The sequence below is a fragment of the Spirillospora sp. NPDC029432 genome, from assembly GCF_040703975.1.
Classification (GTDB): Bacteria; Actinomycetota; Actinomycetes; order Streptosporangiales; family Streptosporangiaceae; genus Spirillospora.
This window is the reverse complement of the sequence record NZ_JBEZWH010000004.1, coordinates 179,156-204,293: the sequence shown is the minus strand read 5'-3', so window position 1 is coordinate 204,293 and position 25,138 is coordinate 179,156. Positions and strand designations below refer to the sequence as shown.

The following is a 25,138-nucleotide window of genomic DNA, read 5'->3' as shown; positions in this document are numbered from 1 at the left end:
GCTGGGGCTGTGCTCTCCCGATCGGCAGGCAAACCGATCTTCATTGGTCTCAGCACGGCGGCGATCCTCGCCGCCGGAGCGGCCCAGGTCCAGGCCGCACCAGGGGAGCCTGGGGAAGAGGAACAGCTCAAACCTGCCCTGGAGCTGACCCTCCCGGCCTCCAAGACGGTCAAAGCCGGTACCCCGGTCGAGGTCGCTCCGAGCGTCAAGGCCATCAACGGCACCGTCAAGGCCGTGAAGGTGAAGGACATCAAGGTCACCGTCAGCCCGTCGGGCGCCAGCCTGCAGTTCTCCGGCAGTTGCCTGGAGGGCTGCACGCTTGACGAGGAGCTCGTCAAGGACGAGGTCGCGGCGGTACCCGTCACGAACGTGAAGGTCTCCGATGCGATCAAGGAGAAGGCCACGGTGACCGTGGAGCTCACGGTCGTTTCCGAGCTTCCCGAGCAGAAGGTCGCCACCAGCTCCGTCACCTACACCCCGTTGAAGACGGAGCCGTCTCCTACGCCGACCAAGCCCAAGCCGACGCCGACGCCGACGAAGTCGCCGGACAAGGGCAAGGACGACGACAAGAAGGAGAACGGCTCGGGTTCCGGGTCGTCCGGGAGCGGGTCGTCGAGCGGCGGCTCGTCCGGGTCGTCCGGCGGTTCGTACACGCCGCCGTCGCCGAACGGGTCGTTCAACCCGCCGACCACGGCGCAGAGTCCGCAGGTGGCGCTGCCGCCGATCGCGACGCCGTCGGTGGCGCCGCAGTCGCAGCCGACCCCGGAGAGCCGGTTGCGCAACAACAAGGCCCCGGTGGCGCAGGATCTGACGTTCGAGCGGATGGCCAGCACGCAGATCGCGTGGCTGGCGGCGCTGCTGGTGGCGTTCTCGCTACTGCTCACGCAGCTGCGGCTGGGCCGGCGCCCGGCGACGGTTCGGGGACGCGGGCAGGCGGCCGGCGCGGTCACCCGGACGGGGCGTCCCAAGGGCGAGCACCGCCGCCCGCGCAAGGGCCTGTTCAGCAAGTAAGAAGCAGAGGTCAGCCGCGCATCAGGCCGTGGCAGGCGATGGCAGCGGCGGCGACGACGTTCAGGGAGTCGACGCCGTTGGCCATGGCGCGGCCGCTCATCGGGATGCAGACCGGTTCGTCGGCCTCGTCCAGCCAGCGGGACGACAGGCCGTCGCCCTCGGCGCCGAGGAGGAGCGCGACGCGGTCGCCGAGGGTGGCCTTGTCCAGCGGTACGGCGGACTGGTCGGGGGTGAGGGCCAGCAGCGTGAAGCCGCCCTCGTCGCGGAGTTCGCCGAGTCCGGCGCGCCAGTCGGTCATGCGGGCGTACGGGATGGCGAAGACGGCGCCCATGGAGACCTTGATGGCCCTCCGGTAGAGGGGGTCGGCGCAGCGCGGGGAGAGGACGACGGCGTCGATGCCGAGGGCGGCGGCGCAGCGGAAGATCGAGCCGACGTTGGCGTGGTCGACGAGGTCCTCGAGGACGAGGATGCGGCGCGCGCCGGCGACGGTGTCCCGTACGGGCGGTACGGGCAGCCGCCGCATCGACGCGAGCGCGCCGCGGTGGACCTGGAATCCGGCGACGGCCTCCACGACGGCGTCGTCGGCGACGTACACGGGCGCGTCGACGGTGTCCAGGAGGTCCGCGAGCGGTTCGACCCAGCGCCGGGCCATCAGGAACGAGCGGGCCGGGTAGCCGGTGCCGGCGGCGCGGCGGATGACCTTCTCGCCCTCGGCGATGAACAGCCCGTGCTCGGCCTCCAGGCTCTTGCGCAGGTTGACCTCGCGCAGCCGGACGTAGTCGGCGAGGCGGGGGTCGCCGGGATCGGTGACGGGAACGATTCGGGCCATCCCCTGATTCTGCCGTGACCAGGGACGACCCGGGTGTCAGGGCAGCCGGATCTCCGCGAGCAGCGCCCGGTGGTCGGACCCGGCGAGGTCGTGGACGGCGTACGCGGTGACGGCGCCGCGCCGGTCGAACAGTACGTGGTCGATGGTGATGGGCGGGCCGGCGCCGCCGGCGCCCCAGGTCGGGACCAGGCCGTCGCCGGTGCGGTCGGCGGCGTCGGCGTAGCCGCGGCCGATCAGGTTCCGGAGGGTGGCGTGGTCGAGGGTGGCGTTGAAGTCGCCCGCCAGGATCCGGACGGGCGCGGCGCTTCCGGCCAGCGGCGCGGCGGCCGCGCGGGCGGACGGCAGCGCGGCGATGTCGTGCCGCCAGGCGTCGTACGCCGGGGACGCGATCGGCGGGGTGGGGTGAACGGCCGTCACCTCGACGCGGCGCCCGCCGGGAAGCGTGAACTCGGCCTGCGGTGTGGCCATCCGCATCCCGGCGAGCGGAGGGAGGCCGCGCAGGGGGAAGCGCGAGTAAAGGCCAGATCCGGCCGCGCCGGTTCGTGTGTCCAGGAACTTGTGGGGTAGCAGGTTCGTCAGCCCCGCCCGCTCGTACCTCCGCGCGCCCTCCGTCGTCAGTTCCTGGAGGCTGAGCACGTCGGGACGGGTGCGGCGGACCAGGGCGACGAGGTCGTCCGCGCCGACCTCACTGAAGAAGACGTTGGCGGTGAGCACCCGTACCGCCGGGCCGCGGGCCGCGGGCTGGTCGTCGCCGATCGCGCGCGGCACCACGGCGACCAGCAGTGACACCATGATCACAGCGGCCGCGGCGGCGGCGCGGCGGCGGCGCAGCAGGAGGGCGACGGCGAGCGGTACGGGCGCGGCGGCGGCGACGTACGGGGTCAGCGCGAGCAGCGGCGCGCCGAGCGGGCCGATCCCGGGGAGCCGGTCGCCGCCGGCCAGCCGCAGCGCGGCCCACGCGCCCCAGCCGGCGACGCCCGCCCACGCCAGTACGGAGCGGCCGCGGCCGGTCGCGCGCGCCTCGTCGTCCGGCCGGTACGGCTCGGGCACGACCTGGCCGGCCGTATCCTCGGGCCTGTTTTCGGCATCGGCTCCGGCCTTGTCCGGCGGCGCTTCCTCGTCGCTCACGGCATCCCCTCGCAGGCCCCGATGTCCCCTGCTCTACAGACGATCGATGGGGGTGGCGAGTTGCCGCACCGGCGCGTAACGCCACGAGCACGGACCGCGACGAAGTACGCCACAGCCGCCGGATCCTACCGCCGCAAGCGGATGACCTGCAGCATTAACCGAAATGAGGCCTTTGTAACCTCTCGTTCGTACTACTACAGTGCCGGGGAACATCGTGGGTTTCTGGTGAATCGAGGGCAGTCGTGAGCGGTCGTCATCGCAATGACATCCCGGAGGGCTCGCCGGGTGACGGTGGGTACGACCCTTCGAGACCCGTCTTCGGGCCGGCGAACGACGGTTCCTCCGACTGGTTCGGGCCGAGGCAGGGCCAGGGGTCCCCGCCCCAGCCCGGCGCGGGCTCCCCGCAGCAAGGGCCAGAGGCGGCCGAGGGCGCCGGCGCGCCCGAATGGCTCGTGCCGCGGCCGCAGTCGCCGTCCTCCCCCTCCCCCTCCGCCTCTCCCGCGCCCGAAGAGCCCGCGTACGGCGCGGGCGGATTCACCGGCGCGTCCGACGCGGGCGGCTACGGCCTCGGCCGGTCCGCCGGCGCCGCGGGCGCGGGCGCCGGTGCCGGTCTCGGCTCCGGCTCCACGCCGCTCGGCGCGCCCACGCCCGGCGAGTCGCCCGGCGCGGGCGGCCCCGGCCGGTACGGCGCCGCGTCCAGCCCGGGTTCCGGGTACGGCGAGTACGACTCGATCCGCAGTTCCGACGGCGGCGCCGTCGGCCCGTACCGCGGCGGCTCCGGCTCGTACGGCGCGGGCGGCTCCGGCGGTTACGGCGGCGGCTCCGGCGGATCGGGCGGCTCCGGCCCGTATGGTGGCGGCGGCTCCGGCGACTACGGCTCGGGCGACTACGGCAGCGGCGGGTACGGCTCGCGCCGCAAGAAGAAGCGCAGCGCGACCGCGCTCATCGGCCCGATGGCGGGCGCCGTGGGCCTGGCGGTGCTGCTGGGCGTCGGCGTGTACGCGTTCGCCGGCACGGGCGGCGGCTGCGGCGGCGACGACGCGGTCACACTGAACGTCGCGACGGCCCCCGACATCCACCCGGCCATCGTCAAGGCCGCGACCCGCTTCAACGACTCCAAGCAGGAGTCGGACGGCAAGTGCGTCAAGGCCAACATCACCAAGTCCGAGCCCGCGTCGGTGGCGACGCTGCTGTCCGGGCAGGGCGTGGCGACGGGCGGGAACCAGCGGCCGGACGTGTGGATCCCGGACACCTCGCTGTGGACGTCCATGGTCACCAGCTCCGACAAGGGCGGCCAGGCGATCCAGGCCACCAAGACGTCGGTGGCCAGCAGCCCGATCGTGGTGGGCCTGCCGCAGACGCTGGCCGGCCAGCTCAAGCGGCAGGGCGTCACGGCCACGCCGTCCTGGGACAACCTCCTGAAGGCGGCCGGCGGCACCGCGGGCGGCGGCGTCACCAAGAACCAGATGATCTCGCCGGGGACGGTCCGGCTGATGACCCCGGACCCGGCCCGCAACGGCGCCGGCATGGGCGCGCTGATGGTCACCAGCACGCTGCTGACCAACGACCCCAACCGCGAGTCGATCTTCACCGGGATCGTCCGGACCGTGCGGGAGAGCACGACGCCGACGGTCGAGGCGCAGTTCGACCTGTTCCGCAAGGGCCGTACCGGCAAGCAGCCGATCTCGCTGTCGTCGGAGCAGGCGCTGTGGTCGTACAACAAGCGGAGCCCGGCCGAGCCGGCGGTGGCGCTGTACCCGATCGAGGGCACGATCTCGATGGACTACCCGGTGAACATCACCACCGACGACGCCGCCAAGAAGAAGGCCGCCCGCCTGTTCGAGCGGGCGATGAGCACCGAGGCGACGCGCAACGACGTGCGCGCCCAGGGCTTCCGCACGCCCGACGGCAGGGCGCCGGACGGGTTCAACGCGAAGCTCGGGGTGAGCGCCTCGCGGCCGCGGCAGCTGCCCGCGCCGAAGTCCACCGAGGTCGAGCAGGTCATGCAGTCGTGGGCGAAGCTGTCGCTCGGCCTGCGCATCCTGACCCTGATCGACGTGTCCGGCTCCATGGCCGAGCAGGTCGGCCCGAACACCAACCGGCTCCAGGCGATCGCGCAGGTGTCGCAGGGCGGGCTGAGCATGATGTCGGACGACACCGAGCTCGGCCAGTGGCTGTTCTCCACGAAGATGCAGGGCAACGTGGACTACCGGGAGTCGGTGTCGATCGGCCCGCTCGGCGAGCGGATCGGCTCCATCACCCGCCGCAACCTGGTCCTGTCCCAGCTGCAGCGGATGCAGCCGAAGATGGACGGCGACACCGGCCTGTACGACGTCACGCTGGCCGCGTACAAGAAGATGAGCGACACCTACAAGCCCGAGTTCGTCAACTCGATCCTGCTGCTCACCGACGGCAAGAACGACGACACGAACGGCCCGACGCTGCGGCAGACGCTGGCCCGGTTGAAGCGGATGCAGGACCCGAACAAGCCGATCCAGATCAACATGATCGGGTTCGGCCCCGGCGTCGACCGCAACGAGCTGGAGCAGATCGGCAAGGCGACCGGCGGCGGCACCGCGGTCGCGCAGACCCCGCAGGAGATTTCCAAGATCTTCCTGCAGATGCTGTCGCGGCGCATCGCCAACTAGCCCGTTCCGGGCCGCCGGCACCCTTCTGACCTGCGTCTTCGCAGCTCACACCGGCGGCCCGGAAAACTCTGAGAATTCTTGTCCCATCCGTGTCAACCGGACGCGGGGGTGGATCGTCTTTCTTGTGGAGGCCCGACGGGGAGCGGGGCCGTCGGGCCTCCGATCCCACCCCCGGAGATCCGTTCCGGGGCAGTCCCCGATCAGGGGCACGGCAGTACGGGGAACCCGCGGCACTCTCCCGGTTCCTCGCTCCCCTCGGCCGGTGAACGGCCGCGTCCCAGCCCGCAGGAGGACCATGTGTCCGGTTGGTCCAGTTCCGGTTGGCCCAGTCCCGACCGCGCGGACGACGAGCGCCTGGCCAGGTCGCTGACCGCGGGCGACGACACCGAGGCGCTCATCCAGCTCCTCGACCGCTACGCGGCACGGCTGTACGACTACTGCCACGCCCTGCTCCGCGACCAGGAGCAGGCCGCCGGGGCGCTGCACGACGCGATGCTCGCCGCGTACCTCCACGCCGGCCGGCTGCGCGAGCAGGACCGCTTCCGCTCGTGGCTGTACGCGCTCGTCCGCAACGAATGCATGCGCCGGCTGCGCGACCCGGACCGCCCGGCCGAGCGCTACGAGGCGCCCGAGGTCGAGGACGCCTTCACCGGCGCCGCGGAGCGGGAGCGGCGGCTGGAGACCCGGCAGCTGGTCCACAACGCCCTCGCGGGGCTGCGCGGCCGCGAGCGCGAGACCCTCGACCTGCTCCTGCGGCACGGGCTGGACGCCGGCGAGATCGCCGGGGTGTTCGGGATCGACGCGCAGGCGGCGACCGAACTGGCCGGCGAGTCCCGGCGGCGGCTGGACGGCGCGCTCGCGGCCGTCGTCATCGCCCGTACCGGACGGGACGGCTGCGCGCACGTGGCCGAGATCGCCCCCGACGGCGACGCGCCGCTCCCGCCCGCGACCGCCCGCCGCCTGCTGCACCACATCGAGACGTGCGCGATCTGCACCGAGCGCCGCCACCGGACGGTCTCCACCGCGGGCCTCCTCCAGGCGCTGCCGGTCGCGCTGATGCCCGCCGACCTGCGCGGCCACATCCTCGCCACCGTCTCCGACCCCGCCTACGCCGACGACCTCGTCGCGATCGCCCGTGCCGCCGAGCCGTTCGACACCTGGGGCTGGCCCGTCCCGGTGGACCGCCAGGGCGGCGGCGCCTCCGGGGACGGCGGGGGACGCCGCCGTACGGGCTCGCCGCGCCTGTGGCCGGCCGTCGCGGCCGCGGCGGCCGTGATACTGCTCGCGCTGGGCGCGTTCCTCATCGTGCCCGGCGACGGCGAGCGCACGGGCGCCCAGGGCCCGCCCGGCACCAGTTCCGCGCCCGACCCGTCCGCGGACCCGAGCGAACCGGCCGACCCCAGCGAGACGCCGACGCCCACCGCCACGCGTACCACCGCGACGCCCACGCCGACCCCGACGCCGACGCGAACGCGCGCGACCCGTACGCCCAAGCCGACGAAGACGACGAAGCGTCCGGCGCGCGGCACCCTGTCGGTCGGCAGTTGCACCATCAGTGAAGGCGCGTCCTCCTGCTCCCTTCCCATCCAGGCCGTGGGCGGGTCGGTGACCTGGGCCGTCACCGGCAGCGGCGGGCTCGGCGTCGCGCCGCGGGCCGGACGGCTCGGGCGCGGGGCCGCGGGCAGCGTCACGGTGACGCGGCCGGACGCGTGCCCGCCGGGCGACACTGGCAACCGCACGGTCAGCTTCACTCCGAGCGGCGCCGGCAGGGTCACCTGGACATGCCCCGAGGGCGACGAATCGGGCGGCTGACCCGGTTTCATGCCATCAATGTGACATTCATCCCCTTCCAAAGTTTTTGACTACCAAAACCCGTAATGACGTGCCGTTATGTGATCACGTCCTGTACCTCACCGGTCACACGAATCCCGTAAGACCCAGCGATGGTCGGTCTTTGGTGGCAAGATCTGGCAACCGGAGCGCTCCAATGTGCGTCGGACGCTCCATGGGGGCAGCCACGATCACGACTCCAGGGAGGTTCCACGTGTCCGCTGGGCCAGGTCCCGGTCAGTTCGACGATCCTCGGCTGGCGGATGCGTTGCGTGCAGGCGACGTCATCGCGCTCACCGAGGTGTACGACACCTACGCCCCGTTCCTCTTCGACTACTGCCACGGTCTGCTCCGCGACCGGGTGGAGGCGGCGGGGGCGCTGCGCAACACCCTCATCATGGCGCGCGAGCACGTCGACAGGCTCGGCGAGCCGGAACGGCTGCGCGGCTGGCTGTACGCGCTGGCCCGCAAGGAGTGCATGCGCCGGCGGGAGAGCCCGAACCGGCACACCGGGCAGGAGGCGCCCGAGGCCGGCGACGGCGAGCTGTCCGAGGAGCAGCACGCCCGGCGCGAGGAGCGCCGCGCGCTGGCGCTGAGCACGCTGGCCGCGCTGAGCGGCCGCCAGCGCGAGGCGATCGACCTGGCGGCCCGGCACGAGCTGGACGCGGTCGACCTGGCCGGGCTGTTCGGCGTCCCGCCGGACGAGGCCGCCCGGCTGCTGGACGAGACCGACGAGGACCTCGCCATCGCGCTGAACGCGGCGCTGATCGCCCAGAACCACTGGGAGGACTGCCCCAGCGTCTCCGCGCTGACCGAGTCCTGGCCGCTGACCACGCAGTCGGCGCGCACCCTCACCCGGCACGTGGCGAACTGCGCGATCTGCGGCTCCCGCGACACCCCGCCGCTGCCCGCCGACCGGCTGCTGGCCGTGCTGCCCATCGCGGCGATCCCCAACGACCTGCGGCTGGACGTGCTCACCGCCGCCACCGCCGCCGACCGGGCCGACAACCGGCACGCGATCGCCGCGTACGCCGAGCCGTTCACCGCGCGCGGCTGGCCCGTGCCCTACGAGTCGGGCTCGCCGCGCAGCCGGGAGCGCGCGGCGCCCAAGAAGCGCAAGGGCGGGCTGCTCGTCGCCGTCGGCGGCGCAGCCGCGGCCATCGCGCTCGCGGCGGTGGGGATGACGGTCATCGGCGGCTCCGGCGACGAGAGCAGCGCCGTCGTCGCCCCGGAGAGCCCGACCGCGGCCGGCGACCCGTCCGGCAGCGGCACGCAGGGGCCGCCGCCGATCAGCGACTCGCCGAGCGCGTCGCCCTCGGCGTCCAAGTCGCCGTCCAAGAGCCCGTCGCCGTCCAAGACGCCGACGACCAGGCGTCCGACGTCCGAGCCGCCCAGGGACGATGACGACGACCGGCCGCGCCCGCCGCGGCCGCAGGACCCGGGCAGGCTGCAGATCGGCGGCTGCGACATGGGCCGGGGCGACTCCTGCACCATCACGATCACCGCGGTGGGCGGCCCGGTGAGCTGGCGGGTCACCGGCGCGTCCGACGGGCTGCGGGCGCGCGGGTCCGGCCGGCTCGGCTCCGGCCAGTCGACGGGGGTCAGGGTCAGCCGTCCCGACGGCAGCTGCTGGCTGATCAACCAGGAGGGTTCGGTGTCGATCTCGCCCGGCGGGGCGGCGCAGGTCGAGTACTGCTGAGCGCGCTCCCCGCCCCGGCGCCTTCCCCGGGCGCCGGGACGGGGACGAGCGGTCCCGCTCCTACCAGACGGATCCGGCGTCGAGCGTGCGGTGCGCGCGCTCCAGCAGCACCGGGACGCCGGCGCCGACGCTCTCGAAGCCCTCGCCGACGGTGGCCTTCTGCAGGAACCGGGCGTGGATGCCCTCCAGGATCACCGCGAGCTTGAAGCAGGCGAACGCCACATAGAAGTCGAGATCGGCGAGGTCGAAGCCGGTCAGCTCGGCGTACCGCTCGGCGAACTCGCGGCGGCTGTGGAAGCCGGGCGCCGCGGTGATCGTCGCGCCGACCGGGAGCTTGTCGCCGTCGGTGGCCTCGGCCCAGTAGACGAGGGTGAGGCCGAGGTCCGACAGCGGGTCGCCGAGGGTGGACATCTCCCAGTCGACGACGGCCGCGATCTCGGGTTCCGGCTCGATCCTGGCCAGCGCGTTGTCGAGCCGGAAGTCGCCGTGCACGAGCCGGGCCGGGCCGTCCGCGGGGAGCCGCTCGCCCAGCCGGGCCGCGAGCCGGTCGTACTCGGGGAGGTCGCGCTCGGCGCCGGTGGCGAGGATCGCCTCCCGGGAGCTGTCCCACTGCTTGCCCCAGCGCTTGAGCTGGCGCGCCATGTAGCCGGCCGGGCGGCCGAAGTCGCCCAGCCCGGCCGCCTCGACGTCGGTCAGGTGGATCGCGGCGAGCGCCCGGGCCAGCGCCTCGCTGAGGCCGCGCGCCTGCTCGGCGGTGAGCCCGGCGGCGTCCTCGGTCGTGCGGAGCACCCGCCCTTCGACGAAGTCCATCAGGTAGAAGCGCGCCCCGATGACCTCCTCGTCGTCGCAGAACGCGAGGGTCGTGGGCACCGGGACGTCGCCGCCCTTGCCCAGGGCCGACAGCACCCGGTACTCGCGGCCCATGTCGTGCGCCGTGGGCAGCACGTGGCCGAGCGGCGGGCGGCGCAGCACGACGCGCCTGCCGCCGTCGAGCGTGATCCCGTACGTGAGGTTGGAGCGGCCGCCCGAGATCACGTCGATCGCGGTGATCCGGCCGGAACCGGGCAGCGCTCGGGCCAGCCAGTCCGCCAGGCGGGGGACGTCGATGCCGGGTACCCCGGCCGGAAGTTCAGCGTCAACGGTCATGACCCATTATTAGAACGCGGCTCGGTAGGCCGCGTGAACCCCACCCCCTCCTAGCCGTACATCTCATAACGAACGCTGGCAGAGCGTAACAACTCGGCCACAACTGGCCGTTTGACCGACCTGCCCCACCCGCCGGTGAGACCCGCCACGACCTGCGAGAAGGCGGCCCGCGCCGGTCAAGATACTCAGTCCCCGAAGGGGCAATCGGGTGTCGGCAGGGTGATTCGGCATGCTCGGAGGGTACGCATCCCCGGCGACCGTAGATCAGAATGAGGACCGCCGGTCGGAACCACCTGGAGCCGCCACCGCAGCCCTCGGCGGCAGGCTGGACTTATCGGTTCGGCTGGGCTACGAACGAGGAACTGACACCATTCGGGGCCAGACCGCCCGATTGGGGGGGACACACCGTGGCAGACGCATGGCTGCCGGGAGTCGGCCGCATGCCGGTAGGACGGGACGGTGGAGCGTTGCGAGGGGGTGCTCCCCGCGTCGTCTGGTTCAGCAGCGAATCCGACCCGCACATCTTCTCGGCCCGTTCCGTGGCCGCCGATCTCGTCCGGGAAGGGAATCCGGCCCACCTGGTCTGGAACCCGTGCTCCGGCGAGATCGTCCAGCTGATCCCGATCACCAGGGCGGGCGGGCTGCTCGACGGCCCCGCCCGGCACGAAGGACGCACGTGCGTGCAGGTGATGGTCGTGGGGCACGCCCGCGACCCGTTCACCGGCACCCTGCTCACCGGGCTGGAGGTGATCATGGCCTGGCTGGACGCCTGGGGCATCGGCCGGCGCTGGCCCGCCGGCCCGCCGCTGCCGCCGCCGCAGTCGTACGCCGCGGCCCGCGCGCGCCGCGACTGGGCGCGCGGCGGCCACTTCGGCGCCTCCCAGGTGCCCGGACCGCTCCGGTTCGACCCCGGCGGCATCGACATCCGGCGGATCACCGGGCCCGACACCCCGGTCACCGCCGTACCGCGGCAGCGCCCCATCCCGGCCCAGGAGACCGGCCCGGGCCCGGACGCCCCGCGGGAGGCGCCGCGCACCGTACCGGCCGATCCGCTCCCGCTCCAGCCGGCCATGGAACCGGCCGCCGCGGGAGCGGGCGCCGGCGGCGCCCGGCTGGCGGTACCGCTGCCGCGCGCCGCCGACCCGGACGGGTACCGCGCCGGCAACGGCCGGCCCGCCGCGCCTCCCGCGCCCCCGCCTACCCCGCAGCGACCAGTTCCCGAACCAGCGAGCTTGCGGTCCTGAGCGCTCCCAGGCTCGGGGCCGCCCCATAGCCGATCACGAGACCGGAGACGCGCGGCGGGCCGGCGTGGTGCCGTTCCACGGTGTCCAGCAGCACGCCGCGCCGCGCGGCCTCCCGTTCGGCCCGCGCGGCGTGCCCGGGCGGCGTCTCGACGACGAGATGCAGCCCGGCGGTGTCGCCGCGCAGGGGCAGCCCCTCCAGCGCCCCGGCGACCGTGGCGCGGCGCCGGGCGTACTCGCCGCGCATCCGCCGCACGTACCGGTCGAGGTCGCCGCGTTCCAGCAGCAGCCGCATGGCCTCCTGGGGGACGACGGCCGTACGGTCGCTGAGATCGGCCCGGCGCGCCGCGACCGCCTCCGCGACATCCGGGCGGGCCACCAGCCAGCCGACGCCCACGTCCGCGGTCAGGATCTTCGCCGCCGTGCCCAGGTAGACGACGACGTCGGGGTCCAGTCCGTACAGGGCCGGGAGCGGGGCGACGTCGTACCGGAACTCCCCGTCGTAGTCGTCCTCGGCGATCAGCGCGCCCGCCCGCCGCGCCCACGCCAGCAGCGCCTGCCGCCGAGGTACGGGCAGCACGCCGCCGAGCGGGTACTGGTGCGACGGCGTCGTGTAGACCAGGCGCAGGTCACCGGGGAGCGCGTCCACCACGAGCCCGTGCTCGTCGACGGGGCACGGCACCAGCTCCATCCCGCGCGCCGCCAGGATGTTGCGGGCCTTGCCGTATCCCGGCTCCTCGACGCCGACCCTGTCGCCGGGGCGCAGCACGGCCGCGGCGAGCAGGTCGAGCCCGTTCGTGGCGCCGCGCGTCACCAGGAGCCTCTCCGGCGGGCACGCCACCCCGCGGCTGCGCCGCACGTAGTCGGCCAGCTCCGCGCGCAGCCCCGGCAGCCCGCGCGGATCGGGCCGCGCCGCGGGGGTGACGGTCGCCGCCAGCCGCCAGGCGCGCCGCCACGCGGGCGTGTCCAGGCGGCCGATGAACGGGACGCCGGGACGCAGGTCGATCGCCCCCGCCGCCTCCTCGGGCGGCGCCGCGACGGCCGTCCCGCCCCCGCGGACCTCCGGCGCGGGGGCGATATCGGTGGCGATGTCGGTCACGTAGGTGCCGGAGCCGTGCCTGCCCTCCAGCCAGCCCTCCGCGTAGAGCTGCTCGTACGCCTCCGTCACGACCGTACGGCTCACCCCGAGGGACGCGGCCAGCGTCCGCCCGGCGGGAAGCCGCTCCCCCGCGACCAGCCGCCCCTCCCGCATCGCGGCACGGAGCTGCGCCGCCAGCTGCTCGTTCATCGGCTCGCCCGACCTGGTGACCGTCAGGGGCAGATCGAACGACGCGCGCAAAGTGGTCTCCAGGTATCGACTCCAAGTGGCCCTACGGACCAGGCCACTTTCTCCCTAGCGTAATCCCCATGAACAGCACGTCCCTGTCCCCGACCGCCCGCACCCGCCTCAACCGGGGCAAGAACCGCGCCGTCACCGACCGTTCCGCCCTCTACGAGATCCTGGACGACGGCCGCATCTGCCACCTCGGCGTGATCGTCGACGGCTCCCCCATGGTCGTCCCGACCGGCTACGGGCGCTCCGGCGACACCCTCTACCTGCACGGATCGACCGGGGCCCGCAGCCTCCAGGCCGCCTCCCAGGAGGTGTGCGTCACCGTCACGCACCTGGACGGCATCGTCCTCGCCCGCTCGGTCTTCCACCACTCGGTGAACTACCGCAGCGCCGTCATCTACGGCACCCCCCGCACGGTCACCGGCGACGAGGAGAAGCTCGCCGGCCTGGAGGCCATCACCGAACGGCTCGCGCCCGGCCAGTGGAGCGTCGCGCGCCAACCCACCCGCAAGGAGCTGGCCGCCACGGCCGTCCTGGCCCTCTCCCTGGAGGAGGCGTCCGTCAAGGTACGCCAGGGCCCGCCGGCGGACGACGAGGAGGACTACGCCATGAGCGTCTGGGCGGGCGTGCTCCCCGTACGGCAGACGTTCGGCGACCCCGTACCCGACCCGCGCCTCCACCCCGGCACCCCCGTACCCGCGCACGTACGGGCCCAGGTCCCCGAGTGACCCGCATGGTCGTAGGGTGAACCCATGAACGAGCGCCTGGTCTGGATTGATTGCGAGATGACGGGTCTCGATCTGCGCAACGACGCGCTGATCGAGATAGCCGCGCTGGTGACCGACAGCGAGCTGAACATCCTGGACGCGGGCGTCGATATCGTGATCAAACCCCCGGAAGAGGCCCTGACCCAGATGTCGGACGTGGTCCGCGACATGCACACCACCTCCGGGCTGCTGGAGGTGCTGGCCGGCGGGATCACCCTGGCCGAGGCCGAGGAGACCGTCCTCGCCTACATCCGCGGCCACGTCAAGGACGCCAAGAAGGCGCCGCTGTGCGGCAACTCGATCGCCACGGACCGCTCGTTCCTGGCCCGCGACATGCCCGCCCTGGACGCCCACCTGCACTACCGCATGGTGGACGTCTCCAGCATCAAGGAACTGGCCCGCCGCTGGTACCCCCGGGTCTACTTCGCGAGCCCGGAGAAGAAGGGCGGCCACCGCGCCCTGGCCGACATCACCGAGAGCATCCAGGAGCTGCGCTACTACCGCGCCGCCCTCTTCGTCCCCCAGCCCGGCCCCGACTCCGAGACGGCCCGCGCCCTGGCCGCCGAGATCGCCGGAAACGGGTGACCGAGCACCCTCCGGAAACCGCTACACTTCTTGGAGCCGGGACCACGTCCCGGCCATGGTGGGTGTAGCTCAGTCGGCAGAGCACCAGGTTGTGGTCCTGGGTGTCGGGGGTTCAAGTCCCCTCACTCACCCCAAGGTAGAAACGAAAAAGGGCCTGGTCATCGGGGACGATGACCAGGCCCTGATCTTTGCGCCACGCGCTCCCACTCCCGGATGTCCGATTCTGGGAGCGATTTGGGAGTGATCTTGCTCTCTGAGGCTAGTTCCGGCGACCGCTACGCGACTGCGTCACGCTCTAGCGGCGGGAGAGAGGGCCAGCCCACGACTGCTTCTCCTGGGAGTCGCCAGCCTCCTGGTCGGATAGACGTTCCCACCCCTGTTCGCGCGGCCAGATGATGTCGATGGCCAACTCCCGGCAGAGCTCCACCAGGTCACGTCGGGGCTCAGACGGGAGCAGGAGCGCCAGCCGCTGCGCAACGACGTAGCGGCGGTAGTCCAGGAGTTGGCCGATGGCCATTCGGATCCCCTCTCGCGTGACGGTGCCTTTGGCCTCGATGAGCTCTTTGGCGTCCTGGTCGTACAGGTCGGTGTAGAGGGGCTTGGCTTCACCAGGTGGGTTGATCTGGTGACGAACGACCTGGTGCCCAAGCGCGCTGAGATAGTCCCGGTAGGCCCGAACTAGGGTCGCCTCCCGCCGTTCCGCCTCGTACGGTTCGCGGGACGGGTCAACGTGGCTGCGCTCCGTACGCTGCTCCTCGGGCGGGATCTCCGTGGTGGTCGCCTTCGGAGCCGGCGTCTTGGGGATGTGGGCCCCCTCGCGCTTGACGTCACCCACTGGGCGAAGCCGGAACATGATGACGCTGCGGACGGGGCCGTCACCGGTCTCTGGCGCGTCGGTCAGGTAGTAGGGCTGTTCCGGATCGACTTCGAACTCGCCGAGGTACTCCATCCCGTCCGGGACCGCACGGAACAGCCGCAACGCACGGCCGTCGTCCTGGTGGTTAAGGACAGCGAGGTTGCCTTGCACCATCCTCTGGTCACCGATCTGCCCCTCGCCGGCGTAGTGGTAGCAGCCGTCGTCTCCCCACCCGTCGAAGTAGCCGTGCTGGTGCCCCTTCAAGGGGTCGGTGAACAGCAGGACGTTGGGCGTGACCCGAGACGGACCGATCCCACCCTGCCGGCGTCCCCCGTACTGCTCGTGTAGCTCCCGACGAACAACCACGTCCCCCGGCTGCGGAGTCCACTCCATGCTTACCTCCAGATTTTTACCCATGATTCTAGGGTAAAAATCGTGGACGCGCGCCACTGGTAGTGATCTAGTCTCGGCGTCCCTCTTCCGACGTAACGGCGCGTCGAGGCAACGCTGGCGACAGAAGGGCCTGCCTGCAACAAGCAACAAACAGGCCCTTCATCAGGTGGAATGCCTTCCCTCAACGCCCCCTGTAAGCGGAGAGCAGAGTGTCCAGCATCGCCACCCCGGACCGTGGCGCCAACCGTGCGCGAGCGGCCAGAGACTCGTCCCAGAACTGCTGGAGCGCCTTCACTAGGGCGATCCGCATGTCTGGCGTGGGGTGCGCGTAGGTGCCCCTCATCCCGGGGACCTCGTGGCCCATCCGCTCGGATTGGAGCACGTACGGGATGCGCGTGTCGTCCATCCACGGCTGGTGGCCGTGGCGGAGCCGGTGCGGCGTCAGGCCCGGGCTCAGCGGCAGCCAGCTGGCCAGCGCCACGTCCTCGGCCGGCGGCTTGCCCCCACCCGGGCAACGCCCGCCGTCGCTGTTGTGGCCGATCAGCGTGCCATCGATGCGGAGCAGCTGCGTCCGGCGGCATTCCGAGCACCGGCCGCGTTCCTCGTCACTGACGAGCCGGGTGACTCCTCGGCCGGTCGGCGGGGTGAACGGCTCCCCGGCCTCGGCCGGCGGCCAGGGCGGAACGGGCTTGCCCGGCCAGGGCTCCCCCATGTCCACCAGCACCGGCATGGCCGGCCTGCCGTGCTTGCCGTTCCGCTTGGGATGCCACCCGTCGGCGGCGGGCCGGAAGAGCCGCTCGCTGTAGTTGGACCGCCGGAAGTGCGCCCCGGTCGGGCTGAGGAAGACGTATCGCCCTCCCGGGCACCACGGCTCTTCGGTCCCCCGGCACGTACATGAACCGGCCTTTCGCCCCGCCATCTGGTGGGCCAGCAGCTCATCCAGGAACGGCGGCGTGTCGATCGTGCGCATGGAGCCGTCCTTGGGCCGGCCGCGATAGAACCGGCCGTTCAGCTCGTACAGCTTCCAGTGGATATCGATCGCGCCCGGGCGCACGCGGTCGGGCGGCAGGCCCAGCAACTCGCCCCACCGCGCGCCGGTGTAGGCCGCGGTGATGTTCATGACGAAGTCGGTGTCCTCACCCGACAGCAGGGCGCACCGCTCGGCCAGCAGCAGCGATTGCAGCGGCGTGGCCCACACCTTTTGCTTGCGCTCGGCCTCGGCGATGCGGCGCTGCCCTTTGCGCCCCTTGCCTCGGCGCCGGGCGGCCGGGTTGGTTTGGAGGTAGCGCGGGATCGCGTCGTTCAGCAGGTTGGTGAAGGTCGATCGGGCTTCCCTGGCCGTCCGTCGCGACAGGCGTAGCCGTTTCTCCCAGGTGGCGATCTCCTCACGCTCCAGCGAACGAAGCTCGCGGTCACCAAACGCGGGAAGGATGTGGACCTCTATGAAGTACCGGTAGTTGTCCAGGGTGTTGGGCTCCAGGTCTAGGGCCGGGAACCACAGGTTCACCCATTCCGTCACCGTAATCTTTCCGGCGCGGGGGTCAACGTAGGAGTTGTTCCGGATGGCCGCCTCCTGATCGCGGCCGTAGTTCTCGGCATCCGTCTTCTTCTGGAATCCCGACTGCGATTCCGTGTGGCCGTCCGGCCCCTTCCATCGGGCCCGCCACAGGTTGCCGCGCTTCTCGGCGTACGCCAATCTCGTCTCCCTTCATGAGGCGCTGTTCCAGTGCGCCGGTCGGCTACGCGCTGGCCTTGGGCCGCGGACGCAGCGGGATGAAGCCATCGGGCCGCTTGCGCGCGTCGGTGCGCGCACGCTGGCGCCGGCGGTTGATCGGGGTGGCGGGCGGCGAGATCATGCCCTGTTCGTTTATGCGCACGATCTCGGCCAGGTGCGCATCGGTGAACCGGTACGAACCGCTGAGCATGGTGAACGGGATCTGCCGGGCAGCCGCGCGCCGTTCCAGCCAGCTCACCTTTACGCGGAGGATCTTTGCAGCCTCTTCCTTCGTGTAGACCTTCAGCCCGTCACTTGCCTGTTCGGGCATGGTGGGGTGACCTCCGTTGTGAGGGAGGCCCCGGCGGGATTGCGTGGTGGTGAGCCCGCCGGGGCCGTTGGTGTCCGTTCGTGGGTGAGTGAGGGCAGCACGGCGGCTTACTTGGGCGTGCAGGGTGCTGCTATGCGGGAGAGGGCTGAAACATCTCCGCATCTCCGCATCTCCGCAAACGCGCCTTTGACCTGCGGTGATGGGTGCGGAGATGGGAGCGGCGGGGTTCGGTCCATCTCCGCAATCAGGGGTCATCTCCGCACCAGGTGCGGAGATGCGGAGATGGGTGTTCGGCGACCGGTCTCATCTCCGCACGTGTTTGTGCAGGTAGGCGGCCGGTGTGCGGCGTTGCGGAGATGCGGAGATGTTTCAGCGCCCTTCGGGTCGGGTCAGGCATCGCGCTCTGCCTCGTGCCGCTCGACCCAGAACACGTTGCGGTCGCCGCGGTGGTTCTTGGATGAGCGGATGACGTAGTCGCCGCGCCACCGGCCGACCTGCCCGGTGAGCAGGCGGCCGAGGGCGAGCACGTTGGGTGGGCGGCCGGTGTGGGTGGTGATGAACTGCCCTTCCCACCGGTCGTCGTCCTCGAAGCCGATCCGGTCGGGTTCTCCCGAGGCGCGCAGTTGAGCGGCGGTCTTGGGTTCGGAGCCGTGCAGGTGGTGCCAGCAGGCCAGGAACGCGCGCCAGCGGGTCTCGTCCTCATCGATCCCGCGCACGTCGGCGGCGTTGGCCAGGAACCCGTCGATGCCGTGGTGGGCCAGGAAGCCGCCGAGGGCTTGCGCCCACGGGGTGAACTGCCGCATCGACATCGTGTCGGCGCGCGGGGCGCCGTTGCGGGTCCAGTCCAGGACCAGCACCAGCAGGTGCCACAGCACGGTCAGCTGATTGGTCGGGCTGGTGATCCACTGGTCCAGGTGCGGGATGCCGAAGCGGGACTGGTCGCGTTGTTCGGGGCGGGGCATGTTGGGGTCCAGGTGCACCCGCACCGTCCGCGAGGCCATGTCGCCGCCGACTTGGAGGTTGTTGCCGGTGGCCATCCACAGCCGGTCGTTGACGGTGGCGATGTTGCGCGAGGCGCCCAACTGGCGGTCCGACCACACGCCGGCGGTGACCAGCAGGGCAAGGGTGGCGGAGTCGATGACGGTGCCTTCGGCGAGGTTGTCCCACACCACCACCCCGACCTGTTCGGCCAGCACCGCGGTGATGGACTTGCGGAGTTCTTCCTCGGTGTAGGCCCACGGGATGACGCGCTGGCCATACAGCATGCCGGGCCCGCCGGTCAGGATGCTCTTGCCGGAGGCGGGCATGGTGGCGTCGATCAGCGCGAACGGGGTCAGCGAGCGGGTGAAGTGCCGCAGGATCGGGGTGACCAGCAGCGCGACGTAGTTGGCGCGGTCGGCCGGGCTGGCCCACGGGAAGTCGCGCAGGAACCGCTCCAGCAGGAACTCGCGCGCCTCGGCCACCTGCTGGCCGGTGGGCTCGTCCGGAACGGGCGGGAGATCGACCTTGGCGGCCAGGTAGAGGCCGGTGGCCGGGTCGTAGCCGGGCCGTTGCAGCAGGGTGCCGTCTCGGCGGAGTACCGGCGCGCCGATCACTCCGCGCAGCGGGAGCAGGCCGGGCCAGGTCTTGCCGGCCAGTACCGAGGCCAGGATGTCGCGGGGCGGGGTGAACTCCTCTTCGTAGTGCTCGACGCTGCCGTTGCCGGTCTTGCGGGACCGCATCCGGTAGACGTAGGCGTGTTCGGCCAGCAGCCCGGCCAGGGTGGCCGGGGTGATCGGGCTGGCCGAGTGCGGCAGCGGGGAGTCTTCGTCGGCGGCCGGGCTGGTCTGCCCGCCGGAGATGGTCTCCATGTGCACCAGGGAGCCGGCCGACACGTAGGTGTCGGGCAGCAGGTTGTCGGCCAGCGCGGCCTTGAGCGCCCTAATGGTCTCGGGGCCGGATCCGGCTTGCAGGCTCGGCTTAGCGGTCATGCGGGCACCCTCCTGGGGCGTTTGGTGCCGGCGCCGAACCCGGACCGGATGGTCCGGCGGGCGGGCAGCTCGGCCAGCCCGGCGCGCACGGCGGCAGCGGTCAGCAGTTGCTCGGTGTCATCGGGGTTCAGGGCGCCGCCGGCCACCAGCTGGCCGAGAGCGACCGCGGCGCCGTACAGGGTCGCGTTGCGGCGCCCGTTCGGGGCGGCGGCGATCGCGTCCAGGCTGGCGGCGATCGCGGCGTCCAGGTAGGCGCCGCGGCGCCCGGTGTGGTTCAGCTCCACCACCACGGGCCGCTGTTGGGGCAGCGGGGACGGTTGAAGACGTTCGGCCAGCCAGCCGGGCAGCGGCGCCGGGGCCGGGGTGTGGACGGCCTCGTACGGGCCGGTGCCGTCGGGCAGGTCCACGAAGCTGCCCGGGCCGACGACGTATCCGCCCTCGGCGCGCGTGTCGATCTTCCAGCCCAGGCCGTTGCCGTGCTCGTCGGAGGTGTTGGTCAGCCGTATCCCGGCGGGGGCGGTGAAGTACAGATGCATGCCGCCGCGCCGGGTGGTCACGGTGAAGGTGTCGCAGGGGAAGGGCTGGCCGTGCCGCTCGCACAGCACGGCCAGCACATCGGCGCCCTCGTTGACCCCTGGCATCGCCCACTCATCAGGCGGGATCTGGCCGGGCTTGGGAACGTCCAGGTCGATCACCACCAGCCCGGACGGGCCGCACGCGATTCCCACGTTGTAGGGGCGGTGCGCCCACATCCGCCGGATTACGTCCGGGTCGGTGGTGGCCACTCGCGTCCACCGCACCCCCCGCGGCGGCTCCTTGCTCCCGACGGCGAGGGGGAAGACGTGCCAGCCGCGGCGCGCGGCGGCTAGCGCGGCGGCGCCGGGGTGCGGGCGGGTGGGTGTGGTCATGCGGCGTGGCTCCCTTCGGGGTCCAGGGCGTCGAACAGTTCGCCTTGCGTCGGGCCGGTGGCGCGGGCGGTCAGGTTGGTGTGCAGGCGGGTCAGCAGGCGATCGCGCCATCCCAGGGCCCAGGGCAGGCAGTTGGCACAGTTCTTGTGCTTGTGGCCGGCCGTGGGCGGTTCCCATTTGGCTGCTTCGCTCCAGGCCAGCGAGTCCGCGGAGCCGATCTGTTCGCTGTACAGGTCCAAGCCGAGGGTCTTGACGCCGAAGGCGTGCAGGGTGAGGCCGCGGCGGGCGAAGACAGTGACGATGTCGCGGATCTCGGTGGTGGATTGGCGGCGGCACACCGAGCCCAGTCCCACCAGCGGCAGCGCGGCCAGGTCCACCCCGGCATCGGCGTACATGGCCGCACACCGCAGGTACTCATCCAGCGTCCAGCCCTGAAGCACCGGGATCCACGGCAGGTCGGGCGCCATCTGGCGCAACTCCAGATAGTTGGCCACGGTGCGGCGCTGATGTTCGAGCACCGACAGGCCGGTGCCGACGAAGTACAGCCGCCCCCGCCATCCACCCGCGATGACCTCGGGTTCACACATCCAGTCTTGGGGCGCGGCGAAGTCGAGGCGGCCGATGTGGTCGCGGTAGCGGCGCACCGCCGCGGCGTACTCGCCCGCCGAGACGGGCCAGTGACCGTAGTCCTTGAGGTAGGTGAAGCCGCCCGAATCCAGCGCCCACCGCGGCACGGTGGCCGGGTACAGGCGCCGGTTCGGGCGCCGCGACAACCGCCGGTAGGACACAAACAACGGCACCTCAGCGGTCCACAACCAGTGCGGTTCGTGGGTGCCCAGGTAGAACAGCGGCCCGGTCATGCCGCGCCTTCGGTGAGGTCATGGGCAGCCTGTTCGGCGCGGCTGGCCGAGACGGCCTCGGCGCATGTCTTGTGGCAGGGGCGGCCGTGGTCGTCGCGGCAGAACGCGCCCCGCCGGCAGTGGATGCAGGGCAGGTGCCGGCCGCCGCCCCAGTGTGCAGCGTTGCGCCAGTTCAGGGAGCCGTGCGGGCCGGTCATGCGGCCTCGCCCCCGGGCGGCACGATCAGCCCTTCGGGGGTCAGCACGAACTCGTGGCCGTAGCCGCACAGCCAAAGGTCGCCCATCCGGTCGGGCTCGATCGCGGCCCAGGTGGTGGCGTCGGTGCCGCAGTACGGGCAGTCGGGGCCCTCGGTGACCGGCCAGCGAGTGGCCAGAATGGCGAAGTCGGTGGAGCAGGGGCGGCAGTGCCAGACGGTGGCCTGGCCGCCGTCGAGCCGGTCGGCCAGGCCGGTGTAGACCACTTCGGTGTGGGTCTGGCAGGTGGGGCAGTCGGGGGCAGACAGCACCGGCCAGTGGTGGACCGGCGGGAACGGGTCGGTCATGACGTGTCCCTTGGTGAGGGCGGGCAGCAGAACGCCCCGGGGACCGGTGTCGGCCGGTTCCCGGGGCGCGGGGTGGTTTCGGGTCAGCGGTCGCGGCGGCCGAGGTTGCGGGCGCCGGGCCGTGGTTCGCGGCGTGTGCCGCCGCAGCGGCGGCACACTCGCATGGAGCTGGTGAAGATGCCGCCGCGGTTCAGGCCGGTGCCGTCACAGGTGCGGCAGGTGCGCAGCGGGTGCAGCTGGACGGAGATGGCGTAGCCGATGACGTAGACGAAGGCGGCGAGGATCAGCAGCAGCCCGAGCCCGCCCCCGCCGTCGTCGCGGTGGCCGGGCGGTGGCGTCAAGGTCGGGGCGGGTGAGGGAGTCAGGGTGAGGGTGCCGGTGGGGCTGGGTGAGAGCAGCATGGCGCCTCCGCTTGACGGTTCGAGGAAGAGCACGCGAGCCCCGGCCGGGCGGGCCGGGGTGACTCAGCGTGTAGGGGGTGAACTGTCCGGGCGGGAACTGTCCAACTGTCCGGCGCGGGCGGGTGCACGCGTCCACGTGCGCGCGTTGGGGCCGGGTGGACAGTTGGCGCCGGACAGTTCACCGGACAGTTCGGGTGGACGGTTCACCCCGGGGCGATCACGCGGCGTGATCGTCGGGGGTGTGGTCGGGCAGGTAGTAGCGGGCGGCCTTGCCGTTGCCGGCGCTGGTGATGATCCTGTCGCGGCGCAGCGCACCGAGGTGCTCGGCGGCGCGGGACTTGCCCAGCTTCAGCAGCGTCACCAACTCGTCGCGGCGGGCGCCCTTGGGGCCCCGCTCGGCCAGGAAGTCGGTGACGGCCCGCACGATCGGTTCGGGCACGGTGGCGTGCTCGATCTGTTCGCGGGCGGCGGTCAGGTCCTCCAGCGAGGTGGCCTGTTCGGGCGGCGGCACGGTCTCGGCGATGAACTCATCCAGCCGTTCCACCAGCCCCTTGGCCGCCTCCTCCACCGCCGCCTCGTCGCCGGGGTCGAATCCCCAGCCACGATCGCGGCCGTCCGGCCGGTCGCCGGTCCCGGCCGCGGTGCCCGGGGCTGGTTCCGCCGGGGCACCGGTCGCCTGCTCCCCGCCTCGGCCGGTGGCGGGGTCGGCGGGCCGCTCGGCCTGCTTGCGGGCGGACATGGTGGCGTGGATGGGGTGGCGGTCGGTGTAGCCGGGCAGGCTCTCGGCGATGTGGGGTTCCAGGTGCGCATCGGCGGGCCCGTAGGCGTCGGCCAGCGCTTGCACCTGCTTGGGGTCGTACAGGGCGCGGGTGCGCCCGGCCTGCCAGGTGCCGCCCTGCTTGACCAGCAGCACCACGCCGGCGGCGCCGGATCCGTAGGTGGACATGTCCGGGCAGCCGAGGGTCTCCCAGTCCGGGACGGCCTTGGCCATCTCCCGGGTGTCGGACACCCGCCCCACGATCTTGGTGAAGGTGTTGGCGCTGCCTTCCTTGGTGCCGGTGTGCTGCACCACGTTGCGCTGCTTGGCGGTGATGCCGACCACGCCACCGGAGCGGCCGCGGCGGTGCACCTTGTCCAGAACCGGCTTGACCCGGTCGGCGATGGCCGAGTGGAAGCCGGTCGCGGTGTCCTGCTCATCGATGGCCAGCAGGACCGCCGGCGCCTCGGCCGTGGGCTGGTGGGTGCCGCCCGCGCACGCGATCGCCCGCTCGTCCACGATCGTGTCGATCCAGTCCAGGATCTCCACGGCCTTGGCCTCCTCTCCGACGCCGGCGGCCTCGTGCAGGTGGCCGCGCCACAGCGTGGTGATGACGCCCTTGCCCAGGTCGATGACGATGGTCAGCACGTCGTAGCACTCGGCGCCCTGCTGGACGATGTTGGACAGGGTGTTGGTCTTGGCGCCGCCGTTGGTCGCCACGATCTCCACATGGCGGGCGCCGCCGTCGTCGTAGACCACCAGTTCGAGGTCGTCGCCGGTCTCGGGGTCGATGCCGAGGATGAACGGGCCGTCCAGGATCGAACGGCTGCCCTTGGCGGGCGCCGAGGCGGGGTCGGCCACGGCGGGGTGCGGGATCTCCTGGTGCCACAGGTCCACCAGCTGGATCGAGATCCACGCGATCCGGGCGTTCTTGCGGTTGCTGGTGATCCGGACGGCGTCAGCGCCGATGCCGTAGCAGCGGGCGATCTGCTCGGCCAGGTCGCCGCGCTCCAGCCGCGACGCGGTCGGCCCCTCCACTCCCAGGTCGATTTTGAACTTGACGCCGGTGCGGGTGCGTTCGGTGCGCAGCAGCCGCGAGCCCTCCAGCCCGGCCAGCCCGGCGATGGTCTCCCACTTGGCTTGCGCCTCGGCGAAACGGCGGCGCTCTTTGAGCACGTCGGACCAGGTGTAGGCCGACCACGCGGCCGAGGCGGTGGCGGTGTAGCCCAGCAGGGTGGGCAGGTTGGTGATGCCGGTGACGGCCGCGGTGGCGAACCAGGTCGGGACCCCGGCGGCGATCGCGGCGATGGCGCCGGAGTAGCGCGGGGAGCCGTGGGTCTTGTAGGTGGCGACCCAGGCGGCCAGCGCGGCCGGCGGCGCGAACGCCCCCAAAAGCAGCCAGTCCCCCGCCGCGTACTCGTGCGCCAGATGCCCGGCGGGGTAGAGCGCGGCCAGGCCGGTGCCCAGCCCGCGGGTGTCGGGCGAGGCGGCCACCCAGCGGATGTAGCCGCGGGCGGCGGCGCGGGCCAGCGGCCCGGCCACCGACCGCCGCGGCGCGGCGTAGTGGTCCATCACGGCCGGGTACAGCGGGTCGAACATCTCGGCCTCGGCGTAGCCGCGGCGGCGGCCACCGATGCGGCCCCGGCCACGGGACGGGGTACGGCGCGGCGGGCGACCGAAGCCCCGCCGGGCAGGACGATTCAGCATGGCGAAAGGACTCCCTTGCAGGTCAGGAGACGAGAAACGGCCGTGCCGCCATCCCGGGGAAGGGAGATGGCGGCACGGCCGTTTCGGCGCGGAAGGGCGGGCGGGGTTAGGCGGCGCGGCGGCCGCGGCGCGGGGTGCCGATGATGCGGATGCCGCGGGCGGCGATGGTGCGCTCGTCCTCGAAGTAGTCGGCGAAGTTGGCCGCGGCGCGGCGGGCGGCGTGCTCGGCGTCGGCCAGGTCGTCGGCCACCTGCTGGAACTGGAGCACGATCGCGGGCGGCATGCCGCGGCGGGTCAGTTCCTCGCTCCAGGTGTCCACGGCGTCGGCCATGCCGCCCATCAGGGCGGAGATGGCCAGGGCGGTGGCGATGAACTCGCCATCGGTGTCGGGGGCCTCGAACTCGACGGTGTAGCGGCCGGGACGCCGGCCGCGGGGACGCGGAAGCATCCTCGGATCTCCTCATGGGTCAGGGAGTAGGTGGG

The 25,138-nt window shown here is 72.3% G+C and carries 22 protein-coding genes and 1 tRNA gene; 8 read left to right on the top strand and 15 right to left on the bottom strand.

The window, feature by feature from the left end:
* Nucleotides 1–9 precede the first annotated feature (9 nt).
* Nucleotides 10–1,011 (top strand): hypothetical protein, encoded by a 1,002-nt coding sequence (locus AB0881_RS04790; RefSeq protein ID WP_366614236.1) that lies wholly within the window; start codon nucleotides 10–12, stop codon nucleotides 1,009–1,011.
* A gap of 10 nt (nucleotides 1,012–1,021) precedes the next feature.
* On the opposite strand, the gene AB0881_RS04785 is transcribed toward AB0881_RS04790, so the two are convergent.
* Both AB0881_RS04785 and AB0881_RS04780 read right to left on the bottom strand, forming a co-directional pair.
* Entirely contained in the window at nucleotides 1,022–1,840 is an 819-nt protein-coding gene (locus AB0881_RS04785; protein WP_366614234.1) for an RNA methyltransferase, read from the bottom strand.
* Nucleotides 1,841–1,876: 36 nt separating this feature from the next.
* Complete coding sequence (locus tag AB0881_RS04780) at nucleotides 1,877–2,968, bottom strand: endonuclease/exonuclease/phosphatase family protein (protein WP_366614233.1); 1,092 nt, start codon at nucleotides 2,966–2,968, stop codon at nucleotides 1,877–1,879.
* A gap of 242 nt (nucleotides 2,969–3,210) precedes the next feature.
* Between AB0881_RS04780 and AB0881_RS04775 the strand changes: the two genes are divergently transcribed.
* From AB0881_RS04775 to AB0881_RS04765, 3 genes are all read left to right on the top strand, one after another.
* On the top strand, nucleotides 3,211–5,616 hold the full coding sequence (locus tag AB0881_RS04775) for a substrate-binding domain-containing protein (RefSeq protein WP_366614231.1): 2,406 nt from the start codon (nucleotides 3,211–3,213) through the stop codon (nucleotides 5,614–5,616).
* A 297-nt stretch (nucleotides 5,617–5,913) separates the two neighbouring features.
* Nucleotides 5,914–7,428 (top strand): sigma-70 family RNA polymerase sigma factor, encoded by a 1,515-nt coding sequence (locus AB0881_RS04770; protein WP_366614229.1) that lies wholly within the window; start codon nucleotides 5,914–5,916, stop codon nucleotides 7,426–7,428.
* Nucleotides 7,429–7,714: 286 nt separating this feature from the next.
* On the top strand, nucleotides 7,715–9,145 hold the full coding sequence (locus tag AB0881_RS04765) for a sigma-70 family RNA polymerase sigma factor (protein ID WP_366614227.1): 1,431 nt from the start codon (nucleotides 7,715–7,717) through the stop codon (nucleotides 9,143–9,145).
* A 60-nt stretch (nucleotides 9,146–9,205) separates the two neighbouring features.
* Here AB0881_RS04765 and AB0881_RS04760 read toward each other — a convergent pair whose 3' ends face one another.
* Complete coding sequence (locus tag AB0881_RS04760; protein ID WP_366614225.1) at nucleotides 9,206–10,291, bottom strand: phosphotransferase family protein; 1,086 nt, start codon at nucleotides 10,289–10,291, stop codon at nucleotides 9,206–9,208.
* Between the two features lie 467 nt (nucleotides 10,292–10,758).
* Here AB0881_RS04760 and AB0881_RS04755 point away from each other — a divergent pair, with 467 nt between their 5' ends.
* Nucleotides 10,759–11,535 carry a hypothetical protein gene (locus AB0881_RS04755; RefSeq protein ID WP_366614223.1) on the top strand — a complete coding sequence of 259 codons (777 nt, stop codon included), beginning with the start codon at nucleotides 10,759–10,761 and terminating at the stop codon, nucleotides 11,533–11,535.
* Here the strand turns inward: AB0881_RS04755 and AB0881_RS04750 are convergent.
* Nucleotides 11,489–12,820: a PLP-dependent aminotransferase family protein gene (locus AB0881_RS04750; RefSeq protein WP_366614330.1), complete on the bottom strand. Its 1,332-nt coding sequence runs from the start codon at nucleotides 12,818–12,820 to the stop codon at nucleotides 11,489–11,491. The two genes, AB0881_RS04755 and AB0881_RS04750, sit on opposite strands and share 47 nt — an antisense overlap.
* A 119-nt stretch (nucleotides 12,821–12,939) precedes the next feature.
* Here AB0881_RS04750 and AB0881_RS04745 point away from each other — a divergent pair, with 119 nt between their 5' ends.
* From AB0881_RS04745 to AB0881_RS04735, 3 genes are all read left to right on the top strand, one after another.
* Nucleotides 12,940–13,593 carry a pyridoxamine 5'-phosphate oxidase family protein gene (locus AB0881_RS04745; RefSeq protein WP_366614221.1) on the top strand — a complete coding sequence of 218 codons (654 nt, stop codon included), beginning with the start codon at nucleotides 12,940–12,942 and terminating at the stop codon, nucleotides 13,591–13,593.
* Between the two features lie 24 nt (nucleotides 13,594–13,617).
* A complete protein-coding gene (gene orn / locus AB0881_RS04740) occupies nucleotides 13,618–14,217 on the top strand; it encodes an oligoribonuclease (protein ID WP_366614219.1) in 600 nt (199 codons plus the stop codon).
* 58 nt (nucleotides 14,218–14,275) lie between these two features.
* A tRNA-His gene (locus AB0881_RS04735) sits at nucleotides 14,276–14,351 on the top strand.
* A 161-nt stretch (nucleotides 14,352–14,512) separates the two neighbouring features.
* Here AB0881_RS04735 and AB0881_RS04730 read toward each other — a convergent pair.
* From AB0881_RS04730 to AB0881_RS04680, 11 genes are all read right to left on the bottom strand, one after another.
* The gene (locus AB0881_RS04730; RefSeq protein ID WP_366614218.1) at nucleotides 14,513–15,490 is read right to left on the bottom strand and encodes a restriction endonuclease; all 978 of its coding nucleotides are present in this window, start codon (nucleotides 15,488–15,490) and stop codon (nucleotides 14,513–14,515) included.
* Between the two features lie 157 nt (nucleotides 15,491–15,647).
* Complete coding sequence (locus tag AB0881_RS04725) at nucleotides 15,648–17,162, bottom strand: site-specific integrase (RefSeq protein WP_366614216.1); 1,515 nt, start codon at nucleotides 17,160–17,162, stop codon at nucleotides 15,648–15,650.
* A gap of 43 nt (nucleotides 17,163–17,205) precedes the next feature.
* On the bottom strand, nucleotides 17,206–17,511 hold the full coding sequence (locus AB0881_RS04720; RefSeq protein ID WP_366614214.1) for a hypothetical protein: 306 nt from the start codon (nucleotides 17,509–17,511) through the stop codon (nucleotides 17,206–17,208).
* Nucleotides 17,512–17,900: 389 nt separating this feature from the next.
* Complete coding sequence (locus tag AB0881_RS04715; RefSeq protein WP_366614212.1) at nucleotides 17,901–19,481, bottom strand: hypothetical protein; 1,581 nt, start codon at nucleotides 19,479–19,481, stop codon at nucleotides 17,901–17,903.
* Nucleotides 19,478–20,389: a bifunctional DNA primase/polymerase gene (locus tag AB0881_RS04710; RefSeq protein ID WP_366614210.1), complete on the bottom strand. Its 912-nt coding sequence runs from the start codon at nucleotides 20,387–20,389 to the stop codon at nucleotides 19,478–19,480. Before AB0881_RS04710 ends, AB0881_RS04715 begins: the two co-directional genes overlap by 4 nt.
* Complete coding sequence (locus AB0881_RS04705) at nucleotides 20,386–21,249, bottom strand: hypothetical protein (RefSeq protein WP_366614208.1); 864 nt, start codon at nucleotides 21,247–21,249, stop codon at nucleotides 20,386–20,388. The genes AB0881_RS04710 and AB0881_RS04705 overlap by 4 nt, the downstream gene beginning before the upstream one ends.
* Complete coding sequence (locus AB0881_RS04700; RefSeq protein WP_366614206.1) at nucleotides 21,246–21,446, bottom strand: hypothetical protein; 201 nt, start codon at nucleotides 21,444–21,446, stop codon at nucleotides 21,246–21,248. Before AB0881_RS04700 ends, AB0881_RS04705 begins: the two co-directional genes overlap by 4 nt.
* Nucleotides 21,443–21,790, bottom strand: coding sequence for a hypothetical protein (locus AB0881_RS04695; RefSeq protein WP_366614205.1), 348 nt, complete (start codon nucleotides 21,788–21,790; stop codon nucleotides 21,443–21,445). The genes AB0881_RS04700 and AB0881_RS04695 overlap by 4 nt, the downstream gene beginning before the upstream one ends.
* Nucleotides 21,791–21,873: 83 nt before the next feature.
* Entirely contained in the window at nucleotides 21,874–22,191 is a 318-nt protein-coding gene (locus AB0881_RS04690) for a hypothetical protein (protein ID WP_366614203.1), read from the bottom strand.
* 217 nt (nucleotides 22,192–22,408) lie between these two features.
* Nucleotides 22,409–24,655 (bottom strand): hypothetical protein, encoded by a 2,247-nt coding sequence (locus tag AB0881_RS04685; RefSeq protein ID WP_366614201.1) that lies wholly within the window; start codon nucleotides 24,653–24,655, stop codon nucleotides 22,409–22,411.
* Between the two features lie 106 nt (nucleotides 24,656–24,761).
* A complete protein-coding gene (locus tag AB0881_RS04680) occupies nucleotides 24,762–25,103 on the bottom strand; it encodes a hypothetical protein (RefSeq protein ID WP_366614200.1) in 342 nt (113 codons plus the stop codon).
* Nucleotides 25,104–25,138: the final 35 nt, after the last annotated feature.

What these genes read in the sequence shown, in the direction of transcription:
- AB0881_RS04745 (WP_366614221.1), top strand. Translation starts at nt 12,940, where the DNA reads ATGAACAGCACGTCCCTGTCCCCGACCGCCCGCACCCGCCTCAACCGG.
- orn (WP_366614219.1), top strand. Translation starts at nt 13,618, where the DNA reads ATGAACGAGCGCCTGGTCTGGATTGATTGCGAGATGACGGGTCTCGAT.
- AB0881_RS04710 (WP_366614210.1), bottom strand. Translation starts at nt 20,389, where the DNA reads ATGACCACACCCACCCGCCCGCACCCCGGCGCCGCCGCGCTAGCCGCC.
- AB0881_RS04700 (WP_366614206.1), bottom strand. Translation starts at nt 21,446, where the DNA reads ATGACCGGCCCGCACGGCTCCCTGAACTGGCGCAACGCTGCACACTGG.
- AB0881_RS04750 (WP_366614330.1), bottom strand. Translation starts at nt 12,820, where the DNA reads ATGAACGAGCAGCTGGCGGCGCAGCTCCGTGCCGCGATGCGGGAGGGG.
- AB0881_RS04715 (WP_366614212.1), bottom strand. Translation starts at nt 19,481, where the DNA reads ATGACCGCTAAGCCGAGCCTGCAAGCCGGATCCGGCCCCGAGACCATT.
- AB0881_RS04690 (WP_366614203.1), bottom strand. Translation starts at nt 22,191, where the DNA reads ATGCTGCTCTCACCCAGCCCCACCGGCACCCTCACCCTGACTCCCTCA.
- AB0881_RS04680 (WP_366614200.1), bottom strand. Translation starts at nt 25,103, where the DNA reads ATGCTTCCGCGTCCCCGCGGCCGGCGTCCCGGCCGCTACACCGTCGAG.
- AB0881_RS04695 (WP_366614205.1), bottom strand. Translation starts at nt 21,790, where the DNA reads ATGACCGACCCGTTCCCGCCGGTCCACCACTGGCCGGTGCTGTCTGCC.
- AB0881_RS04785 (WP_366614234.1), bottom strand. Translation starts at nt 1,840, where the DNA reads ATGGCCCGAATCGTTCCCGTCACCGATCCCGGCGACCCCCGCCTCGCC.
- AB0881_RS04720 (WP_366614214.1), bottom strand. Translation starts at nt 17,511, where the DNA reads ATGCCCGAACAGGCAAGTGACGGGCTGAAGGTCTACACGAAGGAAGAG.
- AB0881_RS04760 (WP_366614225.1), bottom strand. Translation starts at nt 10,291, where the DNA reads ATGACCGTTGACGCTGAACTTCCGGCCGGGGTACCCGGCATCGACGTC.
- AB0881_RS04730 (WP_366614218.1), bottom strand. Translation starts at nt 15,490, where the DNA reads ATGGGTAAAAATCTGGAGGTAAGCATGGAGTGGACTCCGCAGCCGGGG.
- AB0881_RS04705 (WP_366614208.1), bottom strand. Translation starts at nt 21,249, where the DNA reads ATGACCGGGCCGCTGTTCTACCTGGGCACCCACGAACCGCACTGGTTG.
- AB0881_RS04685 (WP_366614201.1), bottom strand. Translation starts at nt 24,655, where the DNA reads ATGCTGAATCGTCCTGCCCGGCGGGGCTTCGGTCGCCCGCCGCGCCGT.